The sequence below is a fragment of the Methylobacterium sp. J-076 genome, assembly GCF_022829405.1.
Lineage (GTDB): Bacteria > Pseudomonadota > Alphaproteobacteria > Rhizobiales > Beijerinckiaceae > Methylobacterium.
This window is the reverse complement of sequence record NZ_JAKSXW010000054.1, coordinates 1-10,334: the sequence shown is the minus strand read 5'-3', so window position 1 is coordinate 10,334 and position 10,334 is coordinate 1. Positions and strand designations below refer to the sequence as shown.

Annotated in this window: 9 protein-coding genes and 2 pseudogenes; 8 read left to right on the top strand and 3 right to left on the bottom strand. The window is 72.8% G+C overall.

Annotation, left to right across the window (positions count from 1 at the left end; translation table 11 throughout):
- Positions 1 to 148: pseudogene (locus MKK53_RS04070) on the top strand (sugar transporter); the annotation flags it as partial.
- Between the two features lie 124 nt (positions 149 to 272).
- A complete protein-coding gene (locus MKK53_RS04065) occupies positions 273 to 1,403 on the top strand; it encodes a branched-chain amino acid ABC transporter substrate-binding protein (protein WP_243927072.1) in 1,131 nt (376 codons plus the stop codon).
- 52 nt (positions 1,404 to 1,455) lie between these two features.
- Here MKK53_RS04065 and MKK53_RS04060 read toward each other — a convergent pair whose 3' ends face one another.
- From MKK53_RS04060 to MKK53_RS04050, 3 genes and pseudogenes are all read right to left on the bottom strand, one after another.
- A complete protein-coding gene (locus MKK53_RS04060; protein WP_243927071.1) occupies positions 1,456 to 2,040 on the bottom strand; it encodes a tyrosine phosphatase family protein in 585 nt (194 codons plus the stop codon).
- Positions 1,959 to 2,255, bottom strand: a pseudogene (locus tag MKK53_RS04055) (type II toxin-antitoxin system RelE/ParE family toxin); the annotation flags it as partial. The gene MKK53_RS04060 and the pseudogene MKK53_RS04055, both read right to left, overlap by 82 nt.
- 69 nt (positions 2,256 to 2,324) lie before the next feature.
- Positions 2,325 to 2,603 (bottom strand): antitoxin of toxin-antitoxin stability system, encoded by a 279-nt coding sequence (locus tag MKK53_RS04050; RefSeq protein WP_243927069.1) that lies wholly within the window; start codon positions 2,601 to 2,603, stop codon positions 2,325 to 2,327.
- 183 nt (positions 2,604 to 2,786) lie between these two features.
- On the opposite strand from MKK53_RS04050, the gene MKK53_RS04045 reads away from it, so the two are divergent.
- The 6 genes from MKK53_RS04045 to MKK53_RS04020 all read left to right on the top strand — a co-directional run bounded on the left by MKK53_RS04045 (position 2,787) and on the right by MKK53_RS04020 (position 9,952).
- A complete protein-coding gene (locus tag MKK53_RS04045; protein WP_243927067.1) occupies positions 2,787 to 3,917 on the top strand; it encodes a TRAP transporter substrate-binding protein in 1,131 nt (376 codons plus the stop codon).
- Between the two features lie 85 nt (positions 3,918 to 4,002).
- Positions 4,003 to 5,415 (top strand): phosphatase PAP2 family protein, encoded by a 1,413-nt coding sequence (locus MKK53_RS04040; RefSeq protein WP_243927065.1) that lies wholly within the window; start codon positions 4,003 to 4,005, stop codon positions 5,413 to 5,415.
- A 480-nt stretch (positions 5,416 to 5,895) separates the two neighbouring features.
- Entirely contained in the window at positions 5,896 to 7,284 is a 1,389-nt protein-coding gene (locus tag MKK53_RS04035; RefSeq protein WP_243927063.1) for a deoxyribodipyrimidine photo-lyase, read from the top strand.
- A gap of 144 nt (positions 7,285 to 7,428) precedes the next feature.
- Complete coding sequence (locus MKK53_RS04030; RefSeq protein WP_409564266.1) at positions 7,429 to 8,799, top strand: chloride channel protein; 1,371 nt, start codon at positions 7,429 to 7,431, stop codon at positions 8,797 to 8,799.
- A gap of 113 nt (positions 8,800 to 8,912) precedes the next feature.
- Entirely contained in the window at positions 8,913 to 9,092 is a 180-nt protein-coding gene (locus tag MKK53_RS04025) for a DUF1328 domain-containing protein (RefSeq protein ID WP_238247486.1), read from the top strand.
- A 5-nt stretch (positions 9,093 to 9,097) separates the two neighbouring features.
- On the top strand, positions 9,098 to 9,952 hold the full coding sequence (locus tag MKK53_RS04020) for an SDR family oxidoreductase (RefSeq protein ID WP_243927060.1): 855 nt from the start codon (positions 9,098 to 9,100) through the stop codon (positions 9,950 to 9,952).
- The last annotated feature ends 382 nt before the right edge of the window (positions 9,953 to 10,334 follow it).

Here is a 10,334-nt window from a genome sequence, read left to right as displayed (position 1 = left end):
CACCTCCCAGGCCTTCCGCATGCGCAACCGCGACCTGCTCTACGTCTCCAACGCCCCCTTCACCGAGGTCCAGAAGGTCCTCGGCGTCTTCTCCACCGTCGCAGGGCCCGTCGCCTCCGCCGCCGCCGTCTACAGCTACGCGCGGTAGGGACGAGATACGGAAAAGAAATCGCGTTCTGGCATCACCTCGCGTATGGGCTGCGGATGGCGGACCGGACGAGGAGCCGGGTAACCCGCCCGCAGCCTGGGAAGAGGGTGCCGAGCAAAGCCCGATGAAAGCCGGACGTGCCGTCCCCGCCCGCGGGCCCCTTGCCGCCGCGTCGCTCGTTTCGAGCCTGTGCCTCGCCCTCGCCGGACCCGTCCGCGCCGACGTGACGGTGGGCGTGGCCGTGCCCCGCTCCGGCCCCTACGTGGCCGTGGGGGAGCAGGTGCTCCGCGGCGTCGAGGCGGCGGCCCGGGAGGCCAACGCCATGGGTGGCCTCGACGGACAGCCCGTGGTGCTCGACGTGCAGGACGACGCCTGCGATTCCAACTCCGCCACGGCGGTGGCCAACCACTTCGTCCGCTCGAACGTGCGCCTCGTGGTCGGGCATGTCTGCTCGAACGCCTCGATCGCCGCCTCGGACCTCTACGCCGCCAACGGCATCGTCATGATCACCGCCGCCTCCGTCGCGGCCAAGCTGACCGACCGGGGCCTGCCGACGATCTTTCGCGTGTGCGGCCGTGACGACGACCAGGCCCGGCTCTCCGCCGCGGTGCTGGCCGAGCGGTTCCGTGACCGCAAGATCGCCCTGCTGCAGGACCAGACCGCCTCCGCCCGGCTGCTCGCCGCCGCCACCAAGGACAACCTCAACCGCATCGGCGTCAACGAGGCGCTGTTCCTGTCCTTCCAGCCCGCCGAGAAGGACGACGAGGCCCTGGCCGACCGGCTCAAGGCCGCGGGGATCGAGGTGGTCTATTACGGCGGCGACGCCGCCGAGATGGGCCGGCTGGTGAAGATCGCCGCCGACCGGGGCTACCGCCCGCAATGGTTCGGCACCTCGGCCATCGCCACGCCGGACTTCGCCAAGGTGGCCGGGCCGGCGAGCAACGGCGTGCTGATGACCTTCTACCTCGACCCGAGCCGCCAGCCGGCGGCGGCCGGGGTGGTGAAGGGCTTCAAGGCGCAGGGCATCGACCCGACCGGCTCGACCATCTACGGCTACGCCGCGCTGCAGGCCCTGGTGGCGGCGGGCAACTTCGCCCATTCCACCGAGGCCCGGCCCATCTCCCAGGCGCTGCACACCGAGCGGTTCGACCTCGTCCTCGGCACGGTGGGCTTCGATTCCAAGGGTGACGTCACCGCCCAGGGCTACGTCCTCTACGTCTGGAAGGACGGCAGCTTCACCCCCGCGGGCAAGTAGAGGGTTCCCGAAGGGCACGCCCTTTGGCGGGTGCAGGGCGGAGCCCTGCCGGTCAGCGAAGCGCCGCCTCGACCTCCTCCCCCCGCCCGAGCCCCCGCAGCAGGTCCGCCAGATGCGGGCGCACCCGCAGTTGCAGCCCGTGCAGCCCCCGCACCGCCTCGCTGAGCGCCCCGCCCCGCCCCAGCGCCGCGTCGGCGAAGCCGATCATCCGCGCATTGGGCCAAGCCGGCTCGCGCAGGGCGTGCAGGCGCTCGACCAGCGCCCGGGCATCCGTCCCCGGCTCCCCTTGCGCGAACAGCATCAGCAGGGCGGCGGTGGAGCGCGACAGCCCGTAATGGCAGTGGACCAGCACATGGGCGGCGGCGTCGAGGTCCTGCCCGAAGGCGAGGATCGCCGCGACGTCGGCCGGCTCCGGGGGGACCAGCGTGGCGCCGTGCCGGTCGGTGCCGGGGCCGAGGCAATCGTGGAAGCGCAGGGTGGTGCGGCGGTGGACGCCGTAGCCCTCGAAGGCGGTGGGCTCGGGCGTGCCGGGGTCGAGGAGCGACAGGACGTGGCTCACCCCCGCCTCGCCGTGGCCCGACAGCTCTTCCAGGCCGCAGACTGTGTGGAGGGTGAGGGCGGGGTCTGACGGCGGCATGGGGGTCCCTCTTCGTGCAATGGCGGCCAGAGGCGCGCCGTGTGGATCACGACCAGGATCCAGACGGTGTCCTCCGCGATCTGGTAGACGACGCGGTCGCTGCGGTGCGGGTTCAACTGCCGGGGGCCGGCGACCTGCCCCTCGGGCCCGGGCAAGGGGAATTCCGCGAGCCTGGACACCGCCTCGCCGATCAACCGGTCGACGCGCAGGGCCGGATTGCGGGTGACGAGGTACTCCCAGGTCGCCGCGCGGTCGCGCTCGGCCTCCGGGGGCCAGACCGACCCTCACGTCTGGTCGGCGGGCCGGGCGCGGCGGGCGGCGAACGCGGCCTCGACCGCCCCATGGGACCGGCCCTGCCCGTCGCGGGCCGAGGCCCGGGCCGCCGCGACCTTCCGTTCGAGGAACGCCGCATGCTCCCGCCCCTCGCGCTGGCGGGGGATGAACTCCCGCATCAGCGCGCGGACCGCCTGTGAGGCGGGCCGATGGGACGCCTCGGCCTCGGCCATGACGGCATCGCGAAGCCCGGCTTCGAGCTTCATCGTGAAGACGGCGACTCTCGGCATGGCGCCCTCCCGCGGTGATGACGAAGTCTATACGCCGGCCAAGGTCGATGCCTCCACCCTTCGCCCGCACGGTTCGAGCCGCACCCGAGACCCTCCCGGCCGGTGATCCGTTTCGGGACGCGGGCCGGGCGTGCTACCTGCCCCGGCGATTCCCTGCCGCACGGACCATAACCCCCGGACGAGATGCCTTCGGACGACTCCCCCGCCCCGCTCCGCCCCGCCTCCCCGGCCCGGCGCAGCCTCCTCGCGACCGGTCTCGGCGCGGCGCTCGCCGCCCCGCTGGCGGCGCCGGCCGTGGCCCAGGCCGCGCCGGAGCTGCGCTGGCGGCTGTCCTCCGCCTACGCCAAGACCCTCGACATCCTGTTCGGCGCCCCCGAGACGCTCAGCCGGATCGTCGCCGAGGCGAGCGACGGGCGCTTCCAGATCCAGGTCCAGGGGCCCGGCGAGCCGGTGCCCGCCGAGGGGCTGCTCGACGCGGTGGCCGCGGGCACCGTCGAGATGGGGCACGGCCCCGCCGCCCTCGCTGTCGGCAAGGACCCGACCTTCGCGCTGGCCACCGCGATCCCCTTCGGCCTCAACGCCCGGGGCCAGGAGGCGTGGTGGCACGCGGGCGGGGCGAGCGAGCTGTTCGCCGAGGTCTTCGCCAAGGCCGGCCTCGTCTGCCTGCCCGGCGGCAACACCGGCGCGCAGATGGGCGGCTGGTTCCGCAAGGAGATCAAGACCCTGGCCGACCTCCAGGGCCTCAAGTTCCGCATCGGCGGCCTGGGCGGGCAGGTGCTGACCAAGTTCGGGGTGCAGCCGCAGGCGACCCCCGGCCCCGAGCTCTACGCCGCCCTGGAGGCCAAGAAGATCGACGCGGCCGAGTGGATCGGCCCCTACGACGACGAGCGCCTCGGCCTGCAGAAGGTCGCCCCCGTCTACCATTATCCCGGCTTCTGGGAGGGCGGGGCGATGCTCCATGTCTGGATCAACGCCGAGAAGTGGAAGGCCCTGCCGAAGGCCTATCAGGCGATCCTGCGGGCGGCCTGCGCCCAGGTCGCCACGGAGGTCCAGGCCAAGTACGACGCCCGCAACCCACGGGCCCTGCGGCGCCTCGTGGCCGCGGGGGCGCAGCTGCGCCCCTTCCCGCAGGAGGTGATGGAGGCCGCCCTCAAGAACGCCAACGAGGTCTATGCCGAGGTCGCGGCCAAGAACGCCGACTTCCGCCGGGTCTACGAGGCCCTGCGGGTGTTCCGCAACGAGGAGTACCTGTGGTTCCAGGTGGCGGAATACACCTACGACAACTTCATGATCCGCGCCCGGGCGCGGGGCTGAGGCCCGGCCTGCCCGGGAGACGGGTGGGCGTCATCGACCGGTCACGCGGGCAGCCGAGGCCGCGGACCACATCGGAGAGACCGGCTTGAAGCACGTCACCGCCCTCGGGCTCGCCGCCCTGTGCCTCGCGCCGGCCCCGGCCCTCGCGCAGTCCCCCGCCAACCTGAGCGCCCTGCGCGGGCTCGCCCCGGTGGCCCGCCTGCTCGGGACGCCCGAGGGCAAGGCGGCCCTCGACGCGAACCTGACGGTGACCGGCGCCATCCAGGCCGGCGCCGCCGGCCAGCCGCTCCTGCTGCCGTTCCCCGCGCAGCGCCTGCTGGCGCTGAAGGACTGCTTCATCACCGACGGCAACGCGACCCAGCTCGCCGACGGCCTCGGCAGCCGGATCGGCGCCGCCTACCAGGCCAAGGCGCGCTACGCCGACGCCAGGTCCTTCACCAGCGTCACGCCGGCCCTCGCACGGCTGATCGGCTACACCAACACCATCACGAAGTCGGACTCGAACGCCGGCAAGTACGCCTTCGCCAATGGCACGCTGGATGGGAAGACGCCCGTCTCGGAGGAGGCAGCGGCCCTCTTCGGGGGCGGGGCCGTCCAGGACGTGTTCGGCAAGGCCTACGGCCGCCCCGCCGGCACCCCCGGCTCGGACGCCTTCGGCAACGCCCGCCCGTTCCAGACCCTGCCCGCCCTCACGGCCTACCGGGGACAGGATTATTTCGGCGCCCCGTCGCACAGCCTCGACTGGCTGCGCGGGCCGAACCAGGACCTCGTGAACAGCCCCTCATTCCCCAGCGGCCACACCACCTACGGCACCACCCAATCGATGATCCTCGCGATCCTCGTGCCCGCCCGCTACCGGCAGATGGTGGTTCGCGCCGCGGAGTACGGCAACGACCGGATCGTCGTCGGCGCGCATTACGCCATGGACGTGATCGGCGGCCGGGCGACCTCCCTCCACGCCCTGGCCCACCTGCTGGCCAACGACCCGGCCTATGTCGGGCAGATCCGCACCAACCCGGCCGTCCTCGACCACGGCAGCGCCGACACGGGCAAGACCGTCGCCCTGGCCGACTACCCGGCCGCGGTGAAGGCGGCCCGCGCCGAGATGGACGCCTTCGTGGCCGAGGCCTGCGGCGCGGACATCGCCGCCTGCGCCGCGGAGGATACGGGCCGGTTCAGGGATGCGGCGGCCAACGCGGCCTTCGTCGCCTCCACCCAGACCTACGGCCTGCCGGTCGTCCACCCCGGGACCGCGGGCAGGGCCGAGGACGTGGCCGCCCTGGCCCCCGAGGCCGGGCACCTGCTCACGGCGGCCTTCCCCGAGCTGTCCCTCGCCGAGGCGAACCGGATCCTCACCGAGACCCAGGGCCCCGGCGGCGGCTTCCTCGACGACGGTTCGGAGTTCGGCGTCTATTCCCGGCTGAACCTCTACGAGGCGGCGGGCCGGGCGGCCTCCCTCGCCGCGGCCCGGCGGGGCGGCGGCGCGCCCTCGCGCTGAGGCCCAAAAGAAAAAGGCCACCCCCGAAGGAGCGGCCCGAAGTCTAGGGAGGAAACGCCCAAAGAGGGCAGCGGGAGGACGACGCCATCGCCATCCCGCATTGCAAAATTGAGCGCAGTCGCCGCCGATGACAAGGCCTCACCAGCGATGAATTCGCGCCGGGCGCGGTGCAGAGTCCGTTTGGCGACAGGGCGTGCTGAAAATGCCGCAGCGCAATCGCGGGGCGCGAATGCTGCCGACGTGGGGCGCCAATGCTGCGGGACCGGGGGAAGGACGTGGGGCACAGGTGCGGCCCCGGCGGCGATAGTCTCCCCGACCCGGCGCGGCGAACGGCTGATCCCTGGAACCCTGGGGAACCTCTTGGGCTCCGTTCCGGTGCCGGCCGTTGTTTTGCCGCACGGGCCATCGCCCGGCACCCGTCCCCTTCCCCCCTCCGCGCCCTAGCTCGGCGGGAGGCGAATCGCGTCGGGGGACGGTGGCGTGGCGATACAGGGCGAGCGGATCCGGGTGCTCCACGACGTGGAGCCGGACGAGAAGGGGGCCTACGTCCTCTACCTGCTTCAGCAGGCCAACCGGGCGCGGTTCAACCCCGCCCTGGAATACGCCATCGAGGAGGCGAACCGCCTGAAGCTGCCGGTGGTGGCCTGCTTCGGCCTGCTCGACGGCAAGAGCGGCTTCCCGGAGGCCAACGCCCGGCACTACGCCTTCCTGCTCCAGGGGCTGGCCGAGGCCAAGGCGGGGCTGGAGAAGCGCGGCATCGCCTTCGTGATGCGCAAGGCGTCCCCGGCGCAGGTCGCCATCGACCTCGCCGGGCGGGCGGCGCTCCTCGTGCTCGACCGGGGCTACCTCGCCATCCAGAAGGGCTGGTACGCCGAGATCGGCAAGAAGGTGAAGGGCCGGATCGTCCAGGTCGAGGGCGACGTGGTGGTGCCCGTCGAGACCGCCTCGACCAAGCACGAATTCGCTGCCCGGACGCTCCGCCCGAAGCTGCACCGGCTCTGGGAGCCGTTCATCGCGGACCTGAAGGCCCGCCCGGTCCGGCACAAGGCGGACGGCCTCGACCTGCGGAGCGAGATCGACGTCTCCGACCCGGAGAAGGTCCTGGCCGGCATGAGCCTCGACCGGGAGGTGGGGCCGGTGAAGCGCTTCGTCGGCGGCGAGGGCGAGGCGCGCAAGCGGCTGAAGGCGTTCCTGAAGGACGGGTTCGGGGGCTACGGCGCCGGGCGCAACAAGCCCGAGGCGGCGGCGGCCTCGCACATGAGCCCCTACCTGCATTTCGGCCAGATCTCCCCCGTGGAGATCGCCCTCGCCGTCCAGGAGGCCAAGGCCGGCGACGGCGACGACCGGGGCGCCTACCTGGAGGAGCTGATCGTCCGGCGCGAACTCGCCATGAACCACGTGTTCTACACGAAGGGCTACGACGACTACGAGACGGCGCTCCCCGACTGGGCGCGCAAGACGCTCGCCGAGCACGCCGACGACGAGCGCCCGCACCTCTACACCGAGGCGCAGCTCGCCGCCGGGGAGACCCACGACCTCTACTGGAACGCGGCCATGCGCGAGATGCGCGAGACCGGCTACATGCACAACCAGCTGCGGATGTACTGGGGCAAGAAGATCCTGGACTGGTCGCCCTCGCCCAAGGAGGCGTTCGCGCGCACCCTGCGGCTCAACAACCGCTACTTCCTCGACGGGCGCGACGCCAACTCCTTCACCAACGTCGCCTGGATCTTCGGCCTGCACGACCGGCCCTGGCAGAAGCGCAAGGTGTTCGGCACCGTGCGCTACCAGAGCGAGAACTCGCTGAAGAAGTTCGACGCGAAATCCTATGTGAAGACCGTCGAGCGGCTGTGCGAGGCGGAGGGGTGACCCCCCCGCTTCCCCTCCCCCGCAGCGGGGGGGGAGGGCGTGGCGCACGGAACGCCCGCCTTGCGCCGTTCATCCCCTCGCGCTCCACCTCACTCCCCGCTAAGCCGGTGCGGGCCACGGAGGCGAAGGGTCGCGATGCCAGGGATGCCTGAGGGCTCGGAGACGAGGACGGATGCGGGGCGCCCGACCCGCTCCCGCTACGGCCGTTCGATCGCCCGGCTCCGCTCCGCCTCGATGGACGCCTATCCCCTCTGGCGCGCGCGGCTGCTGTTCCTGGCGGGGGGCATCTGCGTCGGGCTCGCGGCGGTGGTGATGGCCAAGGGGGCCGACCTCGCGCAGGAGGGCTTCAAGGCGATCACCGCCCCCTCGCCGTTCATCGCCCTGGTGCTGACCCCGGCGGGCTTCGCCCTGGCGGCGCTCCTGGCCCGGACCGTGTTTCCGAACTCGCAAGGCTCGGGCATCCCCCAGGTGATCGCCGCCCGGCACGCCCGCGAGGCGCGGTTCCGCCAGGGGCTGATCTCGCTCCGGGTCGGCTTCGGCAAGGTGATCGTGCTGTTCCTCGGCCTGCTCTGCGGCGCTTCGGCGGGGCGCGAGGGGCCGACGGTGCAGGTGGGCGCGGTGATCATGGCCGCCTTCGGCCGCCTGACGCCGGACCGGCTGCCCGGCCTGCTGCTCGCGGGCGGGGCGGCGGGCGTGGCCGCCGCATTCAACACGCCGCTGGCCGGCATCGTCTTCGGCATCGAGGAGCTGGGCCGGGCCTACGAGGCGCGCTCCTCCGGCCTGATCGTGGCGGGGATCGTGGCCGCGGGCCTGACCTCCCTGTGGCTCATGGGCAATTACACCTATTTCGGCACCACCCAGGCCGCCCTGCCCCTGGCCGCGGGCTGGATCGTGCCGCTGATCGCGGTGCTCGGGGGCGTCGCGGGCGGGGTGTTCAGCCGGCTGGTGATCCTGTTCGCCCGGGGCCTGCCGGGGCGGGCGGGACGGCTGGTCGCCGCCCGGCCGATCCTGTTCGCGGCGGCCTGCGGGCTCGCCGTCGCCCTGTGCGGGCTCGCCTCGGGCGGGACGGTCTACGGCACCGGCTACGAGGAGGCCCGGGCCATCCTGCACGGGGACACCCCGGCGAGCCTCGCCTTCGCGCCCCTCAAGTTCGTCGCCACGGTGCTGAGCTCGGTGAGCGGCATCCCCGGCGGCCTGTTCGCGCCGTCCCTGGCGGTGGGGGCGGGCCTGGGGGGCGTGCTCCACCCCCTCCTGCCGGAGGTGCCGGTGGGGGCCTTCGTCCTCGTGGGGATGGTGGCCTACCTGACGGGGGTGCTCCAGGCGCCGATCACCAGCTTCGTCATCGTCACCGAGATGACCCAGAACCACGCCCTGATGATCCCGCTGATGGTGGCGGCGCTGATCTCGGACGCCGCCTCGAAGGCGGTCTGCCGGGGCGGGCTCTACCACACCCTCGCCGAGATCATGCTGGAGCGCGCCGACGTGGCGGCGCAGCCGGTGACCCGCACCGCCTGAGAATAAAGGCTCCGGACAGGGCCGCCGGGACGGAACGGTCGCGCTTGCCCGCCGGTTGAGGCAGCGATTGCATCTCGCCCGGCGCCCCGCGCACGGGCCACCGGAGAACGGCTATGACCCTTCTGAAATGGGCCCTGATCTGCTTCGTGATCTCGCTGATCGCGGGCGGCCTCGGCTTCACCGGCATCGCCTCGGGCGCGGGTTCGCTGGCGCGCATCCTGTTCGGCCTGTTCCTGATCGTCGCCATCGTGATCGTCGTCATCGCCTTCGCCGTCGGGCAGGTGGTGTTCTGAACGCCATGCGCGGCAAGGTCTGCCTCGTCACGGGGGCGACCGGCGGCATCGGCTACGAGACGGCGCTCGGCCTCGCGCGCATGGGGGCGCGGGTCGGGCTCGTCGGCCGCGATGGGGCCAAGCTGGCCGGCTGCGCGGACAGGATCCGCGCCGCCGCGCCGGAGGCGCAGGTGGACACCTACCGGGCGGACCTGTCCTCGCAGGGGGAGATCCGCCGGGTGGCCGCCGAGATCCGTGCGGCGGCCCCCCGGCTCGACCTGCTCGTGAACAACGCCGGCGCGATATTCGACCGGCGGGAGACCACCGTCGATGGGATCGAGCGCACCTGGGCGCTCGACCATCTCGGCTACGTGCTGATGACCCTCGAACTCCTCGACAGCCTGTCGGCGTCGGCGGAGGCGGGAGGCAGGCCGCGGATCGTCAACGTCGCCTCGGCGGCCCACACGCGCGGCCATATCGATTTCGACGACCTCGGCGGCGCCCGGCGCTTCCGGCCGATGCGGGCCTATTCCCAGGCCAAGCTCGGCAACGTGCTGTTCACCGCCGCCCTGGCCCGGCGCCTCGCCGGGCGGGGGATCACCGCCAACTGCCTGCACCCCGGCGTCGTGGATACGGGCTTCGCCAAGAACACGGGCGGCCTGTTCGGCACGGCCTGGAGCCTCATCCGGCCCTTCCTCATCAGCCCCGAACGGGGCGCCCGCACCTCCCTCCACGTCGCCACGGCGCCGGAGCTCGACGGCGTGACCGGGCGCTATTTTTCGGCCTCGCAGGAGAAGACCTCCTCCGCCGAGAGCCGCGACGAGGCCGTGCAGGACCGCCTGTGGCGCGTCAGCCTGGAACAGGTCGGACGGGCGGGCTGACTTTCTCCGTGCCGGCATTGCAAGCGCAGCAATCCAGGAAACCGGACGTGGTGCGGGGTTCCCCTCTCCCCGCCTGCGGGAAGCGAAGGCGAGGCCGCAGCGGCGGTGAGGGGGCTTGGCCGGACGAGACTCCTCCGGCGCGCCCCCTCACCCTCGGCTGCCGCCTCGCCGCGCCGACGACGGGGTCGGCGCGGCCCTCTCCCCGCAGGCGGGGAGAGGGGGACCGCCCGGAATCCGTGCGGCTCACGCCGCCGCCCGGGGGGCCTCCGGCTTGGCCTGGATCTCGATGAACACCCGCGTCACGTCCGGGTCCCGGGCTTTCAGCGCCTTGTCGAGGCGCCCGACCACGGCCTCCACGGCGCCCGCCGTCATGTCGTCGGCC

Excerpts from the sequence above, each read along its gene's own strand:
- MKK53_RS04065 (WP_243927072.1), top strand. The coding sequence starts at position 273 with ATGAAAGCCGGACGTGCCGTCCCCGCCCGCGGGCCCCTTGCCGCCGCG.
- MKK53_RS04060 (WP_243927071.1), bottom strand. The coding sequence starts at position 2,040 with ATGCCGCCGTCAGACCCCGCCCTCACCCTCCACACAGTCTGCGGCCTG.
- MKK53_RS04050 (WP_243927069.1), bottom strand. The coding sequence starts at position 2,603 with ATGCCGAGAGTCGCCGTCTTCACGATGAAGCTCGAAGCCGGGCTTCGC.
- MKK53_RS04045 (WP_243927067.1), top strand. The coding sequence starts at position 2,787 with ATGCCTTCGGACGACTCCCCCGCCCCGCTCCGCCCCGCCTCCCCGGCC.
- MKK53_RS04030 (WP_409564266.1), top strand. The coding sequence starts at position 7,429 with ATGCCTGAGGGCTCGGAGACGAGGACGGATGCGGGGCGCCCGACCCGC.
- MKK53_RS04025 (WP_238247486.1), top strand. The coding sequence starts at position 8,913 with ATGACCCTTCTGAAATGGGCCCTGATCTGCTTCGTGATCTCGCTGATC.
- MKK53_RS04020 (WP_243927060.1), top strand. The coding sequence starts at position 9,098 with ATGCGCGGCAAGGTCTGCCTCGTCACGGGGGCGACCGGCGGCATCGGC.